Origin of the sequence: Paenibacillus macerans (assembly GCF_900454495.1) — a bacterium.
Taxonomy (GTDB): Bacteria; Bacillota; Bacilli; order Paenibacillales; family Paenibacillaceae; genus Fontibacillus; species Fontibacillus macerans.
The window spans coordinates 839,792-855,782 of record NZ_UGSI01000001.1; the positions used below are offsets into that span (position 1 = coordinate 839,792).

The 15,991-nt window shown below is 55.1% G+C and carries 14 protein-coding genes; all 14 read left to right on the forward strand.

Going from position 1 to position 15,991, the window contains the following annotated elements:
• The first annotated feature begins 127 nt into the window (after nt 1–127).
• The 14 genes from dapG (at nt 128) to DYE26_RS03960 (ending at nt 15,857) form a co-directional block, all read left to right on the forward strand.
• A complete protein-coding gene (dapG, locus tag DYE26_RS03895; protein WP_036622360.1) occupies nt 128–1,348 on the forward strand; it encodes an aspartate kinase in 1,221 nt (406 codons plus the stop codon).
• Nucleotides 1,349–1,382: 34 nt separating this feature from the next.
• Nucleotides 1,383–2,249 carry a 4-hydroxy-tetrahydrodipicolinate synthase gene (gene dapA / locus DYE26_RS03900; protein WP_082207746.1) on the forward strand — a complete coding sequence of 289 codons (867 nt, stop codon included), beginning with the start codon at nt 1,383–1,385 and terminating at the stop codon, nt 2,247–2,249.
• 313 nt (nt 2,250–2,562) lie between these two features.
• A complete protein-coding gene (locus DYE26_RS03905; RefSeq protein ID WP_036622362.1) occupies nt 2,563–4,242 on the forward strand; it encodes a ribonuclease J in 1,680 nt (559 codons plus the stop codon).
• 180 nt (nt 4,243–4,422) lie between these two features.
• Nucleotides 4,423–5,193 (forward strand): ClpP family protease, encoded by a 771-nt coding sequence (locus tag DYE26_RS03910; RefSeq protein ID WP_036622364.1) that lies wholly within the window; start codon nt 4,423–4,425, stop codon nt 5,191–5,193.
• On the forward strand, nt 5,190–5,414 hold the full coding sequence (locus DYE26_RS03915; RefSeq protein WP_036622365.1) for a YlzJ-like family protein: 225 nt from the start codon (nt 5,190–5,192) through the stop codon (nt 5,412–5,414). The genes DYE26_RS03910 and DYE26_RS03915 overlap by 4 nt, the downstream gene beginning before the upstream one ends.
• 83 nt (nt 5,415–5,497) lie before the next feature.
• On the forward strand, nt 5,498–8,215 hold the full coding sequence (locus DYE26_RS03920; RefSeq protein ID WP_036622367.1) for an FtsK/SpoIIIE family DNA translocase: 2,718 nt from the start codon (nt 5,498–5,500) through the stop codon (nt 8,213–8,215).
• Between the two features lie 151 nt (nt 8,216–8,366).
• Nucleotides 8,367–9,221 carry a spore cortex-lytic enzyme gene (gene sleB, locus DYE26_RS03925; RefSeq protein ID WP_036622368.1) on the forward strand — a complete coding sequence of 285 codons (855 nt, stop codon included), beginning with the start codon at nt 8,367–8,369 and terminating at the stop codon, nt 9,219–9,221.
• A gap of 124 nt (nt 9,222–9,345) precedes the next feature.
• Complete coding sequence (gene yfmF, locus DYE26_RS03930; protein ID WP_036622370.1) at nt 9,346–10,626, forward strand: EF-P 5-aminopentanol modification-associated protein YfmF; 1,281 nt, start codon at nt 9,346–9,348, stop codon at nt 10,624–10,626.
• A 4-nt stretch (nt 10,627–10,630) separates the two neighbouring features.
• On the forward strand, nt 10,631–11,911 hold the full coding sequence (gene yfmH, locus DYE26_RS03935) for an EF-P 5-aminopentanol modification-associated protein YfmH (protein ID WP_036622371.1): 1,281 nt from the start codon (nt 10,631–10,633) through the stop codon (nt 11,909–11,911).
• Between the two features lies 1 nt (nt 11,912).
• A complete protein-coding gene (gene ymfI, locus DYE26_RS03940; RefSeq protein WP_036622374.1) occupies nt 11,913–12,680 on the forward strand; it encodes an elongation factor P 5-aminopentanone reductase in 768 nt (255 codons plus the stop codon).
• 121 nt (nt 12,681–12,801) lie between these two features.
• Complete coding sequence (locus tag DYE26_RS03945; protein ID WP_036622376.1) at nt 12,802–13,056, forward strand: DUF3243 domain-containing protein; 255 nt, start codon at nt 12,802–12,804, stop codon at nt 13,054–13,056.
• A gap of 206 nt (nt 13,057–13,262) precedes the next feature.
• Nucleotides 13,263–14,030, forward strand: a complete 768-nt coding sequence (locus DYE26_RS03950; RefSeq protein WP_036622378.1) for a DUF3388 domain-containing protein — start codon at nt 13,263–13,265, stop codon at nt 14,028–14,030.
• A gap of 40 nt (nt 14,031–14,070) precedes the next feature.
• Entirely contained in the window at nt 14,071–15,159 is a 1,089-nt protein-coding gene (locus DYE26_RS03955; protein WP_036622380.1) for a helix-turn-helix domain-containing protein, read from the forward strand.
• A gap of 206 nt (nt 15,160–15,365) precedes the next feature.
• Nucleotides 15,366–15,857 carry a YajQ family cyclic di-GMP-binding protein gene (locus tag DYE26_RS03960; RefSeq protein ID WP_036622381.1) on the forward strand — a complete coding sequence of 164 codons (492 nt, stop codon included), beginning with the start codon at nt 15,366–15,368 and terminating at the stop codon, nt 15,855–15,857.
• The last annotated feature ends 134 nt before the right edge of the window (nt 15,858–15,991 follow it).

Genomic DNA, 15,991 nt, shown 5'->3' on the forward strand with positions numbered 1-15,991 from the left:
ACGCTTTGCAATTCGCGGAGAGGACTGCAGTGAAGGTTTAGCTTCCGGCTTTTCGTCCGCTCGGGGTGCCCGGGCGATGGATAGGAGTTAAGCTACACTCCGCATTTACTTAACTGGAGGAATACCCATGCGCATTTTGGTGCAAAAATTTGGCGGCACATCTCTATCGACCGCGGAAGCGAGAGATCATGTCGTCTCACACATTCGCCGGGAACTGGAAAATGGTTTCCGGCTCGTCGTGGTGGTTTCGGCCATGGGCCGGAAGGGCGATCCATACGCCACGGATACTTTATTGGAATTGGCTTCTGCAGGAAGCGGCCTTTTACCATCGCGCGAACAGGACTTGCTGATGGCTTGCGGCGAAATTATTTCCGCGGCGAAGCTGTGCAGCCTGCTCGCGGAAAGCGGCATTTCTTCGGTCGTTTTAACCGGCGCCCAAGCCGGGTTTCGAACGGACAGCCACTTTGGAAATGCCAGAATTTTGGACATCGTGCCCACGAGGGTGCTTGAAGGGCTCGAGCAGGACAAAGTGGTCATTGTGACCGGGTTCCAGGGCCAAAATCAAATCGGTGATTTCACTACATTGGGGCGCGGCGGCAGCGATACTTCGGCAACGGCGCTGGGTGCGGCCCTGCATGCCGAAATGGTAGACATTTATACCGACGTGAACGGGATTTTAACCGCCGATCCCCGAATCGTGGAGGACGCAAAGCCTCTGGAATATGTAAGTTATGCGGAGATTTGCAACATGGCCCATCAGGGAGCCAAGGTGATTCATCCCCGGGCGGTGGAGATCGCCATGCAATCGGGGATACCGGTGCGCGTACGTTCCACCTTTTCGGAAGGAGAAGGGACGCTGGTGGCCAATCCCGAAGGCTTTAAAGACGTTCAGTTGGGCATTGTGGACCGCTACGTGACTGGGATTGCTTATGTGGCGAACGTGACGCAGATTCGCGTCGAAGCCGCCGGCAAAGGGGCCGACAACCTGCAGCTTCAGGTCTTTAAAGCGATGGCGGGAAACGCGATCAGCGTTGATTTTATTAATGTGACCCCGACGGGCGTCGTTTATACGGTATTCGACAAAGATGCGGCGAAAGCCGAAGCGATTCTGAACGACTTGGAGCTGTCGCCGGAGATTTTGTCCGGCTGCGCCAAAGTATCGGTCATCGGCGGGGGCATCAACGGGGTTCCGGGCATTATGGCGAAAATCGTCGAGGCTTTGACGGAGCAAAATATTCAAATTCTGCAATCCGCAGATTCGAATACAACGATCTGGGTGCTGGTCCATAAGGACGACATGGTTCAAGCGCTTCGCGCTTTGCACGACAAATTCGAACTCGGCAGGTAAATCGAACGCGCGGAAAATGGGAGGAGGATAAAGTGTGGCAGAGTTTGGAAGATTGATCACAGCTATGGTAACGCCTTTTGACGAACAAGGGAATGTTGATTTAAACGGAACCGCTCGCTTAATGGATTATTTGATTGAGGAGCAAAAATCCGATGCTTTGGTCGTTTGCGGAACGACGGGGGAGTCCCCTACTTTAAGCGATGAAGAGAAGCGGGATTTATTCGAATTTGCGGTGAAGCACGCCGCGGGCCGCTGCAAAATCATCGCCGGCACGGGGAGCAACGACACGGCCCATTCCATCCGTTTGACGCAGGAGGCCGAGCGGTGCGGCGCGGACGGTGTTTTGCTGGTCGTTCCCTACTACAACAAACCGAATCAGGAAGGGCTTTACCGGCATTTCGAAGCGATCGCGGCTTCGACCTCCTTGCCGGTTATGCTGTATAATGTGCCGTCCCGGACCATCGTCGGCATCAGCGTGGAAACGACTCTCCGGCTGGCGCAAATTCCGAATGTCGTGGCGACCAAGGAATGCGCGTCCCTGGACCAGGTGGCCGGAATTGTGAGCGGCGCTCCGGACGGATTCCGCGTGTATTCGGGAGAAGACGCGGCAGCGCTTCCGGCGATGGCCGTTGGCGCCCACGGGGTCGTCAGCGTGGCCAGCCATCTGGCCGGCAGCACGATGAAGGAAATGATCGAGCTGTTCCTGAGCGGCCGGGTCGGCGAAGCGGGCAAGCTGCATCGCCAGCTGCTGCCGCTGTTTAAAGGCTTGTTCGAATGCCCGAATCCGGTTGCGGTGAAATACGCGCTGAATGAAATCGGCTGCCGGGTCGGAACGGTACGGCTGCCGCTTATTCCGCCGAATGCGGAGGAAGCGGCGCGGATACGCGAACTGTTGAAGTAAGCGTTCAGCCAAATATGCGCTCAATTTCCAAAAACCGATGCCTCGTTATGAGGCATCGGTTTTTTTGCTGCGGCGCAAGGTAACGTTAAAAGCGCGTAAAACGCCTGACTTGTTTTTTGCCAATTTAATCATGTATAATGATCTCAAGTGACTGGGTGCGGTGATTTTTTTAAAAAATAGCAATATTGAGAAACGGCTGGACCGTCCGGCGAGGCGGTCGTTTATTCCTGCGAAACATATGTGGTCTGCAGTGATCGGAGCCATTTCCATATGAAAAATACGACGTCCAAACTTATAGGAGGGTTAGATTCACTTGTCCAAAAAAATGAATAATGAAAAATTGACGATCTTTGCATTGGGCGGCGTCGCAGAAATCGGAAAAAACATGTATGTCGTTCAATATGCCAATGATATCGTTGTCATCGATTCCGGGCTTAAGTTTCCGGAAGAGGATATGCTCGGCATCGACATCGTCATTCCCGATATCACTTACTTGACGGAGAACCGCGACAAAGTAAGAGGTATCCTGCTTACGCACGGCCATGAGGATCATATCGGCGGATTGCCTTATGTGCTCAAGAACTTGAACGTTCCGGTTTACGGGACGAAATTGACGCTTGGCCTTGTCGAGAACAAGCTGAAGGAAGCGGGGTTGCTCGGCGAAACGAAACGGGTGCTGATCAACGCCGATTCGGAAATCGAGCTGGGCTCGACGCTGAAGGCGACGTTCTTCAGGACCAATCACAGTATTCCGGATTCGGTGGGCGTGTGCATTGAAACGCCGGAAGGAAATGTCGTTCATACCGGGGACTTCAAATTTGATCATACCCCAGTCAATGATCAATATGCGGATTTGCATCGGATGGGCGAAATCGGTAAAAAAGGCGTTCTAGCTCTTTTGTCCGACAGCACCAACGCGGAAAAACCCGGCTTTACGCCATCGGAAAGAAATGTAGGACTCGTGCTTAGCGATATTTTCCATAAAGCGCAGCAGCGCGTCGTGGTGGCAACGTTTGCTTCCAACGTGCACCGGATTCAGCAAGTGATCGATGCGGCCTACGAGACCGGACGCAAAGTCACGATCATCGGCCGCAGCATGGTGAACGTGGTGACGATCGCCGATGAATTGGGTTACTTGAACGTGCCGGACGGTATTTTGATCGAGCCGGAAGAAGTCAACAAAATGGCTGCGGATCGCGTGGTGATTTTGTGCACCGGTAGCCAAGGCGAGCCGATGTCGGCGCTGACGCGGATGGCCCGTTCGACGCACCGCAAGGTCGATATTTTGCCGGGAGACACCGTCATTATCGCGGCGACGCCGGTTCCGGGCAACGAGAAGTACGTGGGACGGACGATTGACGAGCTGTTCCGCCTCGGAGCGGAAGTCATTTACAGCGGCTCCAATTCGGGCGTTCACGTGTCCGGGCACGGCAGCCAGGAAGAGCTGAAGCTGATGCTGAACCTGATGCGGCCGAAATATTTCATTCCGATCCACGGCGAATACCGGATGCTGCGCAAGCATGCGCTGCTTGGCGAATCGGTGGGCGTGGAACCCGACAATATTTTCCTGATCGACATCGGGGAAACGATCGAGATTCAGAACGGCGTTGCCCGCAAAGCCGGCAAAGTGCCGGCAGGCAACGTGCTGATTGACGGCCTAGGCGTCGGCGACGTCGGCAACATCGTACTGCGCGACCGTAAGCTGCTGTCTCAAGACGGGATCCTGGTTGTCGTCGTCACGCTTAGCAAGCAGGACGGCACGATCATCTCCGGTCCGGACATTATTTCCCGCGGGTTCGTGTATGTCCGCGAGTCGGAAGGTTTGCTGGACGAAGCGAACCGGATCGTCTCCAGCACCTTGGAGAAATTGATGAACGAAAACGTCAACGAGTGGGCGTCGCTCAAGACGAACGTCAAAGACGCGCTCGGCCGTTTCCTGTACGAGCAAACGCGCCGCAGACCGATGATCCTGCCGATCATTATGGAAGTATAAAAGACGAATAGCACACAGTCGCCCCTTTTCCCGCAGGCAATAATTGGACGGTTCCTGACGGGGAAAGGGGCTTTTTTTATTTTTTGAGACCGGACACGTACTTTATGGGTTTTTGCATAGACCAGCGAAGGTTGTCGGCATACTAGTTGTATGCTTAAAACCGAAAGGATGGCTATAGCGATGAACAAGGATTCCAGCAAAACGCCCGATCTCCGCGAAAATGCGGAACTGCCTCCGAACCAACAACCGGATTCCGAAAAAAAAGAACCTACCGTGCCCGACGTCATTCAGCAACTGGGACAAACGGCCGTGCCTACTCCGGGCGAGTCGAATGTGTATTGCCTGACGATCATCGGGCAAATCGAAGGCCATTTGGTGCTGCCGCCGCAAAATAAAACGACGAAATACGAGCATTTGATCCCGCAGCTGGTAGCTGCCGAGCAAAACCCGCGGATTGAAGGCCTGCTCATCATTTTAAATACGGTGGGCGGCGACGTAGAGGCGGGGCTGGCGATCGCCGAAATGATCGCATCGTTGTCGAAGCCGACCGTCACCGTCGTTATCGGGGGAGGACACAGCATCGGCGTCCCCATCGCCGTGGCTTCGGATTATTCGCTGATCGCCGAAAGCGCCACGATGACGATCCATCCGATCCGCATGACCGGCCTTGTCATCGGCGTTCCGCAGACCTTCGAATATATCGAAAAAATGCAGGAAAGAGTGGTGCGGTTTGTCACCACCCACTCGCGTATCTCGGAGCAGCAGTTTAAGGAGCTCATGTTCAAAACCGGAGAGCTTAACCGGGACATCGGCACCGCGGTGGGCGGCACCGATGCGGTGAAATACGGTCTCATCGATGCGATCGGCGGGATCGGCGAAGGCTTGAGCAAGCTGAATTCGCTGATCGAATCGCGCCGCAGTGAGAAAACGGCGGGAGGGATCACGCAGTGACCCATTATACCATATTGCCTGATGGAATCTACTGGGAACAAGAGGAACATGAGGAGTCTTACGGTGAGATCGAGCTGGGCGGCGTCCTGATGCAGGTCCGGCTTGAGCCGGGAAACCGGGCGACGATCGTGAGGCTGCTCCGCTGCAACCTGGAAGATTACTTAAATCCGGATTTCGCTCCGGGCAAGCAAATCACCTTTTATCCCGCACTGCTGAAATAACCATTGCAAAAGTTAGCAGGCTCGTAAAGCTAGGCCCCCCTTTGGTGAATATGGTATAATATTCATCTAGGGGGTGTTTTCGTTTGGCACGCAAACGGAAGAAAAAGAAGGCTGCCCTCGGCAGCATGCTCAAATATGAAATCTACGGAATCATCCTGATCACTTTATCGGTTATTGCCTTGTCCGGGGAAGCGGCGGTGGGAAGAACGTTATCGAAAATGTCCGCGCTGATCCTCGGCAAGTTTTATTTTGTGATCCCTTTGATCGGCATCTACATAGGCCTGGCCGTTATGATCAACCGGAAATGGCCGTCCCGGTGGAATTCGCGGCGCAGCGGGCTGCTGCTTGCGGTGCTGGCCTTTTCGCTGATGAGCACGATTTCGGCGGTGCAGCACAAGCTTGTTCCGGCCGTTTCTTTATCCGCGGGCAATATTTTCGGACAAATCCAACGCGATCTGCAGGGAGCATTGTTTCAGACGGCTGCGGGCGACGCCGGATTCAGCCTGCTCGGCATGGACATCAGCGGCGGTTATATCGGCGCGCTGGAATTCGTCCTGCTGTATTCCTTGTTCGGCATGGCCGGGGCCAAGCTGATTATGATCGTGATGCTGGCGATCAGCTTCATGCTGGTAACAGGGCTGTCGTACGTCGACCTGTTTCGCTTGCTCCGCTCCAAATTGGGCGGGCTCAGCGAAAGCTTCGGCAGAAAAATGCGGCTGCTCCGCCCGGTGCCGGTGCGGGGCAAAGGGAGACGGCCCGAGCCGAAGATTCCCGCCGTTACGGAATATGATGCGGCGTATGATGCCGGCGAGTCGGAAGAGGAGGAGCTGCCCGAACCTTCCGCAAAGCCGCGAAAAAAGCCGGTGTTCTTTCAACTGCTCGGGTATAAGGGACGTTCCAAAGAACCGGCCGCGGAAGTGCCGGAACCTTTCGGCCCGGATGACGAAGCCGACGATTACAATGAATCCCCGGTAGCAAGCATTAACTGGAACGAACTGGATTACACCGGCCGCGGAGCGGACGGCGGCTCCGTGGGCGTACCGCACGGCAGCGGCGAGACCGCGGCGGATACCGGGCCGATCATCCGCGATTTCTTCGACCATATTCAGCGGGAAGGGCTGGGTGACCGGGAGGACGAAGACGAGAACGAGAGTCCATTATATACGGCCGCGGATGATGCGGACGCTGCCTACGGGGGGCGGGGCGAATCCGGGGTTGCGGATGACCTGCGCGGCGCTGCGGACGGAGAGCCGGATATGCCGCCGGGAAGCGGAGCGTCAGGTGAGGAGGGCGCCGACGGCGCCGCGGCTGGAGTTCCGAATGACGGCTCCGAAGCGGCGGCGGAAGTGCCGGCGGCCCCGCCGAAACCGGCCCCGAAACCGTACAAGCTTCCGCCTTTCCGGCTGTTGGCCAAGCCGGCGGGGGCCGGCAAATCCGGCGACCAGGCCGATTATATGCAGACGGCCCGCAAGCTGGAGGCTACGCTGGAGAGCTTTGGCGTAAGGGCAAGGGTGCTTGAAGTCGTCCGCGGTCCGGCGGTGACCCGCTACGAAATTCAGCCGGACATCGGGGTCAAGGTTAGCCGGATCGTCAATTTGACGGATGATATCGCTCTGGCTTTGGCCGCCAAAGACATCCGCATGGAAGCCCCGATTCCGGGCAAATCCGCGATCGGCATCGAGGTGCCGAACAACGAGGTTTCGCTGGTGACGATGCGCGAAGTGATGGAGACGCCGACGTTTATGGAGGCCGAATCCAAGCTGTCGATCGCTTTCGGCCGCGACATTTCCGGGCAGACGATCGTCGGCAATCTGGCGAAGATGCCCCATTTGCTCGTCGCGGGGGCGACGGGTTCGGGGAAATCCGTCTGCATCAACGGCATCATCACGAGCATTTTGTTCAAAGCCAAGCCGGATGAAGTTAAGTTTATGATGGTCGACCCGAAAATGGTCGAACTGAACGTATACAACGGGATTCCGCATTTGCTCACGCCCGTCGTCACCGATCCGCGAAGAGCCTCGCTGGCGCTGAAGAAGATCGTCGTCGAAATGGAGAAGCGGTACGAGCTGTTCTCCAAATCGGGGGCCCGCAATGTGGAAGGGTACAATCAGATGATGAAGGACAATCCGGAGGCGATCCTCCCGTATATCGTCGTCATTGTGGACGAGCTTGCCGACCTCATGATGGTCGCCGCAAGCGATGTGGAGGATGCGATTGCCCGCCTGGCGCAAATGGCCCGGGCCGCCGGCATCCATCTGATCATCGCCACGCAGCGGCCGTCGGTCGACGTCATCACCGGGGTGATCAAAGCGAACATTCCGTCGCGGATCGCCTTTGGCGTTTCGTCCCAGGTCGACTCGCGGACGATTCTCGACATGGCCGGCGCGGAGAAACTGCTTGGCCGCGGTGACATGCTGTATATGCCGATGGGGGCTTCGAAGCCGACCCGGGTGCAGGGGGCGTTCATGAGCGACCAGGAAGTGGAGACGATCGTGAATTACGTTCGCGCCCAGGGGCAAGCGGAATATGACGAAAGCCTTGTTCCGGAAGTCGACGATGAGGTCCAGGAACCGGAGGAAGAATTGGACGAGCTGTACGATCAAGCCGTGCAAATCGTGCTGGAAGCCAAGCAGGCCTCGGTATCGCTGCTCCAGCGCCGCATGCGCGTCGGATATACCCGGGCGGCGCGGCTGATCGATTCCATGGAGGCGCGGGGGATCGTCGGTCCGTACGAGGGAAGCAAACCGCGCGAGGTGCTTATGTCCATAGAGCAATACAAAATGGGAAGAATATCTTCATGACCTTTGCGGTCAAGGGATGTTCTTCCCTTTTTTTCGGCCGTATCCGGCGAGCCAGGCCTTGAAACTTTAGGGTGCATAGGAAGGGAGTCCGCTTGTCATACTAAAGTTACCCATCCTTGTTAATCCACTAAAGAAAGGTAGAGCTAAACGTATGAATAAAACTAAGATATGGTTTGCCGCCGGTTTAGTGCTGCTTTTGTTGGGAATCGGTTACGGGGCCAACGTACTCCGGCATTCGCTTGACGTCGAGAACAAGGAGGCTCCGGACAAAGCCAAGGCCGTATTCAGCGAGCAAGTCATCGATTACGGGGCTTTCGGCAAAGACGTATACGAATTGCAGGGCCGGCTTGCTTTTCTCGGTTTTTACCACGGAAAGCTGGACAGCTATTTCGGTCCGAAAACCCGCGATGCGCTGAAATGGTTCCAATCGGAGTTCGGGATGAAGGCGGACGGGTTGGCCGGGCCAAAAACCAAGCTTAAGTTATATAATGCCACCAAAGATTGGAAGCCTGGCATGGAATACGTCAACGCGGACCAGGGAAACCAGCAGACGAACGCCGGAAACCAGCAGACGAATACCGGAAACAAGCAAAATACCGAAGCCGCGAAAAACAATTCGGATAATCTGGCCCCTTCCAACAGCATGGGCTTAAGCGAAAACGATCTGCGCATTATGGCCAACGCCGTTTACGGGGAGTCCCGGGGCGAGCCGTTCGAAGGGCAGGTGGCGGTCGCCGCGGTGATTTTGAACCGGGTCAAATCGCCGAGCTTCCCTAATACCGTTTCCGGCGTCATTTTTCAACCGGGCGCTTTTACCGCAGTGGCTGACGGGCAAATCTGGCTGGAGCCTAACGAGACGGCCCGCAAAGCTGTGCAGCAAGCGTTGAACGGCTGGGATCCGACCGGCGGCTGCATCTATTATTTCAACCCGAGAACGGCAACCTCCAAATGGATCTGGTCCCGCCCGCAGGTGAAAACGATCGGGGAACATATTTTTTGCATGTAAATATGATTTGGATGAAGGAGCAGCCGCTGGTGTCAGGTTGCTTCTTTCCTTTGGATTGGTATAGAATGGAACGCAGGAAATGAACGCGCTATTCAAAAAGTCTACTCGCAAAGGAGTTTTGGTTTTGAACAAAACGGTATTTGAGCGCGGCAGCGTGGGCCAAATCCGCATTCACGTGCTGCCTACAACCCGATTCAAAACATTTGCCGTTTCTCTCTACGCAGGTTTGCCGCTGGGCGAGCAAACGGTTACGACTACGGCGCTGACCCCTTTTGTGCTGCGGCGGGGCACCGCGTCTTATCCCGAAACGACGTTGTTCCGGGAACAGCTCGAGCATCTGTATGGCGCCGGCTTCGGCTTTGACGTCTATAAACGGGGCAATTACCAGATTGTCCAGTTCCGCATGGATACGATCAACGATTCTTTCGTGCAAAGCGACGATTCGCTGCTCGGTCAAACGTTCGCTTTTCTCGGCGAAGTCGTCACGAAACCGGCCACGGAGAACGGAGTTTTCCGTTCGTCTTATGTGGCTTCGGAACGCGAATCCGTACGCAAAAAGCTGGAAGGGATCATCAACGATAAAATCCGCTATGCGGCCGAGCGCTGCATGGAGGAGATGTTTAAGGACGATCCGTACCGGCTGCACCCGCTTGGGGAACGCGCCGATCTTGACGGCATCACGCCGCAGTCGCTTTTTGCCGCTTATCAGAACTGGCTGCAGCAGGCGAATTTGGACCTGTACGTGGTGGGAGACACATCGCTTGCCGAAGTGGAGGAGCTGGTCGCAAGGCAGTTCAGCTTAAACCGGACGGCTTCCCCGGAATATAAGCCGGAGCACGTCGAAATGAAGACCGCGGAAGTGCGCACCGTCAAAGAGGCGCTCGACGTCAATCAGGGCAAATTGAATCTCGGTTTGCGCACGCCGATTACGTACGGGGACGACCGCTACGCGGCCGCTTTGGTGTATAACGGCATTTTGGGCAGTTACCCGCATTCGAAGCTGTTCATGAACGTGCGGGAAAAAGCCAGCCTGGCTTATTACGCCGCTTCCCGGTTCGATGGGCACAAGGGGATCGTGGCGATTCAATCGGGAATCGAAATCGAAAACTACGACAAAGCGCTGGAGATTATTCAGGCCCAGCTGGCCAGCTTGCGGTCGGGGGAGATCAGCGAGCTGGAGATGTCGCAGACCAAAGCGATGATCCGCAACAGCCTGCTGGAAATGCAGGACTCGGCCTTCGAAATGATCGCCTACGATTTCAACCGGGTGCTGTCCGGCAAGGACCGTCCGGCCGAAGAGTTGCTGCGCCAGGTAGAGCGGGTAACCCCCGGGGACGTTGTGCAGGCGGCGGAAACGGTGCAGCTTGATACGATTTACTTTTTGACAGGTAAAAAGGAGGTTTAGCCGCTTGGAAACGCTTCGCTATGATGCTTTGCAGGAAACGTTATACCGCGAAACGATGGATAACGGGCTTCAGGTGTATGTGCTGCCGAAACCGGGTTTTCAAAAGACATACGCCACGTTTGCCACAAAATACGGTTCGATCGACAACCATTTCCGGGTCGAGGGTCAGGAGGAGATTTCCGTTCCGGACGGGATCGCCCATTTTTTGGAGCATAAAATGTTCGAGGAGCCGGAGGGCGACATTTTCGCCACGTTTGCTTCCCATGGGGCTTCGGCCAACGCTTTTACCAGCTTTGATCAGACCGTGTACCTGTTCTCCGCGACCGAAAACATCGCGCTTAATCTGGAAACGCTGATCAATTTCGTGCAGCATCCGTATTTCACCGACCAGAACGTCGAGAAGGAAAAAGGCATCATCGGCCAGGAAATCGGCATGTACCGCGACAATCCCGATTGGCGGGTTTATTTCGGCCTGATCGAAGCGATGTACAAGGTGCATCCCGTTCACATCGACATCGCCGGTACGGTCGAATCGATCGGCACGATTACGAAGGAGACGCTGTACACGTGCTACAACGCGTTTTACCACCCCAGCAATATGCTTCTGTTCGTCGTTGGCGGGGTGGATCCGGAAGAGGTGTTTACGCTGGTTCGGAATAATCAGGCGAAGAAGCAGTACGGCAAGCAAGGCGCGATCGAGCGGTTGTTTGACCCCGAGCCCCGCGAAGTTCATGAGCAGCGGCGGGAATCGCGGCTGCCGGTATCGCTGCCGAAATGCCTGTTCGGATTCAAGGAAACGGATCTTGGGTTGACCGGTGAAGCTTTGCTGCGCCGGGATTTGACGACGAAACTCGCGCTCGATCTGCTGCTTGGGCCCAGCACGAAGTTGTATCAGAAGCTGTATGACATGGATTTGATTTCCGACAGCTTCGGGCATGAGTACAACAGCAATCCGAATTACGCGTTTTCGGCGATCGGCGGGGACACGCCCGACCCGGACCGGATGCTGGCGGTGATCAAAGAGGAAGCGAAGGCTGTGCTGGCCGCAGGTTTCCGCGGGGAAGATTTTGAACGGGCGCGGAAGAAAAAAATCGGCGGCTACCTGCGGATGCTTAACTCCCCGGAAAATATCGCCCACGAATTCACGCGCTTCCGCTTCCGGGGCAGCGATCTGTTTGCGGTGCTGCCGATGTACGAATCGCTGACGCTGGACGAAGTGAACGCCCGGCTGCGCGAGCACTTGAACTGGGAGCAGATGGCCGTGTCGGTCGTGGTGAGCCCGTAACATGAACGAAGAGCATGGGATTGGAAAAAACATCGCGGACATGACCGTACTCATTACCGGAGCAAGCCGGGGGATCGGCGCGGATACGGCGCTGCGGTTTGCGGCGGTGGGCATGAACGTGGTTATTCACTATAGGAACTCGCTTGAAGCGGCAAACGAGGTGGCCCGCAGATGTCTGGAGGTTGGGGGCAAAGCCTATACGGTGGCGGCCGATCTGCGCAGCAAGGAGCAGATTTTGCGCATGAAGGAACGGCTGGACCATTACGGGCTGCATCCCGACATTCTCGTCAACAATGCGGGGATTTCCCATTACGGGCTGCTTTCGGACGTTGCCGAAGAGGAATGGGACGACGTGATGAACGTCAATTTGAAAAGCGTTTTTATGTGCAGCCAGCTGTTTATGCCCTACATGATCCGGCAGCGCTTCGGGCGGATCATCAACGTATCCTCCGTATGGGGCATTTCCGGCGGCTCCTGCGAAACGGTTTATTCCGCCGCCAAAGGCGGGGTCAACGCTTTTACGAAAGCGCTGGCCAAGGAGCTTGCTCCGTCCGGGGTGACGGTAAACGCGGTAGCCCCGGGAGCCGTCCGGACCGAAATGATGGAACGTTTCGACGAGGGGGAACTAAAGCAGCTGGAGGAAGAAATTCCCGCTGGAAGGCTCGCCTCCCCGCAGGAAATTTCTTCCCTTATTTATTTTCTCGCCCTGCCGGAATCGGGCTACATCACCGGTCAAATCATCAGCCCCAACGGGGGCTGGATTACCTGAAAATTTCCGGTCGGGCCCGGGGGAGCCTTTCGCTTTGCCCGTCAGGAGCGCATAAAACCCGCGCAAACTTCACATATTACGACTGTTGATTTTAAATCGCCAAGCGAAGGAGGATTTAAGGATGTCAACCGTACTCAAAAATTTTGATACATGGAAGAAGTTTTTGGGCGACCGTGTGGAGCATGCGGAAAAAGCGGGGTTCAGCGAAGAAGCGATCACCAACCTGGCTTATGAAATCGGCGGATTTCTCGAAGATAAGGTCGATCCGCAGAACGATTCCAACCGGGTACTCAAAGAGATTTGGGAAGTAGGCAGCGAAGACGAGCGTAAAACGATCGCTCGCCTGATGGTAAAGCTGGCGAAGAAAAACTCATAGTTTTTGCTTGAAAAGCTCCCGCGTTATGGGAGCTTTTCAGCCATTTTCCGCCAGTGGCTTGCCTTTCATTTTCATTTTATATATCATAAAACACATATGATTATTGTCGGGCTAAGGAAAGGGCACTAAACTTTTTGAAGCTGTAAGAAGGATTCAAGGTTGATTTTGTCGAAAATGGGTGAGTAGGATAGAGAAGGTGTCTTCGGATGGAGTTAAAACAATGGTATTTGGAGTACAAAATACATAAAAACCGCCCGGGACTTTTGGGCGATATCGCTTCGATGCTGGGGATGCTGGAAATCAACATTTTGACGATCAACGGCGTCGAAGGCAAAACCAGGGGGCTGCTGCTGGAAAGCGATGACGACGGAAAGATCGACCAGGTCAGCAAAATGCTCAGCAAGGTGGACAGCATCACCGTTACGGCGCTGCGCTGTCCGCGGCTTGTCGATCTGCTGGCCGTAAGGCACGGCAGGTACATCGACCGCGATTCCGACGATAAGAAGACTTTTCGCTTTACGCGCGACGAACTCGGGATTTTGGTGGACTTTCTCGGCGAAATTTTCAAGCGGGAGGGCCATCAGGTCATCGGTCTTCGGGGCATGCCGCGCGTCGGCAAGACGGAATCGATTATCGCCGGCAGCGTCTGTTCGATGAAGCGTTGGACGTTTGTCTCCTCCACGCTGCTGCGCCAAACGGTAAGGAGCCAGCTGTCGGAGGATGAAATGAATCCGCACAATGTTTTTATCATCGACGGTATTATCAGTACGTTGCGTTCGAACGAGAAACATCATCAGCTGCTCCAGGAATTGATGTCGATGCCTTCCACGAAGGTGATCGAGCATCCGGATGTTTTCGTCAAGGAATCCGAATACAGTTATGACAATTTTGATATTATTATCGAATTGCGTAACAATCCTGAGGAGCAAATCGTTTATGATACGTTTACGACGATTTACACGGACGATGTGTAATTCGATAAAGCATAACCAATAAACACAGGAGGTGATGGTCATGTCGGAATTGGGCCAGAAGTTGAAGGAAGCCCGCCTTGCCAAAGGTTTGTCGTTAGATGACATACAGGAAATGACGAAAATTCGCAAACGATATCTGGAAGCCATCGAGTCGGGAGATTATAAAGTGCTTCCCGGGAGTTTCTACGTCCGGGCTTTTATTAAGACGTATGCCGAAACGGTGGGCGTGGATGCGGATGAACTCCTCGCCGAGCACCGACAGAACGTGCCTGATGCCGTACCGGAGCAAACGATGGAGCCCGTGATACAAAAACGCCGCAGCCGCCAGCACGCCGAGCGCAATTCGAAGTGGCTCTCCACCACGCTGATGTGGTCTTTTGCCGTGCTGATCCTGATCGTCATTTACATGTATTTCACGATTTGGGGGAAAACGAACCAGTCGGCCGGAGAGAAGCCGGACCCGACGCCGGTAACGCCGGCCACGCAAGCGGAAGGACAAGGGACGAACGGATCGGGGAACGCCAAAAACGGTGGACAAACCAGCCCCGGAAACCATCAAACCGGTACGGGCGACGCCGTGAACGGAGGCAGCAATACGGGAAATGCCGGAACAGGGAGCAATGCCGGAACGGGGGCAAATACCGGTGCTGGCACGGGCGCTAACGGTGGGACGGGTACCGATAACACCGGCGGAACGGCCAGTCCGCAAGACATCGTAGTCGTTCCCGACGGCAAAGAGGGCAGCACCACGAAGTTCAAGGTGCAAAATGCCGGCGGCCAGCCGGTGCAGGCTGTCATTACGGCTTCCGGCGAAAGCTGGGTCGAGGTTCGCAAAGGCGGCAGAAAGGGCGACAAGCTTTACTTCGGCAAAACGTCCGACGGCGATGTGCTGACGTATGATATCGCGCCGGAGGGACTGTTTATTTTGTCGGGGGCTTCCAACAAAACGGCGATTACGGTAGCCGGGCAAACGGTGGAAGACGGCAAAGCAACCTCGCGGATTTTGCTTACCCTGGATGACGGCACCGGTGCGGATACCGGTTCCGCGGGCGACGCCGGCGCAGGCGGAGATACATCCGGAGACAATGTCGAGAGCGTCGAGAGCGGAAACGGAACAAGCGGGCAGTAAGGATCGGCTTTGTCCGCTTGGGCCTCTGTTAAAGGCGGGATTTGGACCTGACAAGGGTTTGGATCTCGCCTTTTTCGCATCTTTTACCCGCCGCGGTTATGGCTTGGAAACAGCTCGGAAATGGCGGGTTGGCTCGACTTCGGGAAAACTATTACATATAATGAGTGATAGAAGAAAAGATTGGGAACCAGAAAGGAACGTGAAGTATGGCTTCGGAAAGTTCATTTGATATCGTCTCGAAAATGGACATGCAGGAATTAAACAATGCGATCGATCAGACGGAACGGGAGATCGCCAGCCGCTTTGATTTTAAAGGAAGCAAAAGCGAACTTAAACTGGAAAAGGACGTGCTGGTGATCGTGGCGGACGATGAGTATAAGCTCGGCGCCGTGATCGATATCCTGCAATCCAAAATGATCAAGCGCGGGCTGCCGATCAAAAATTTGGATTACGGCAAAGTGGAGCCCGCTTCGATGGGCACGGTGCGGCAGCGCATCAGCTTGAAACAGGGCATCGACCAGGAGAACGCGAAGAAAATCAACGTGCTGATCCGCGACTCCAAGCTGAAGGTCAAAAGCCAAATCCAGGGCGATCAAATCCGCGTCACCGGCAAAAGCAAGGACGATTTGCAGCAAATCATTCAGCTGTTGCGCAAAGCCGATTTGTCGCTCGATTTGCAGTTTACGAACTTTAAATGACTCCGGAAAGGTCTCCTGCGGCGCTTCCCGCGCCTGCTTGAGACCCTTTTCATATTTTTGACAGCCGCCTTTTCCGAATATTATACTTGTAGAGGCTGTTCAATCGATGAACATGGCTTGATCACGGCTTGAAT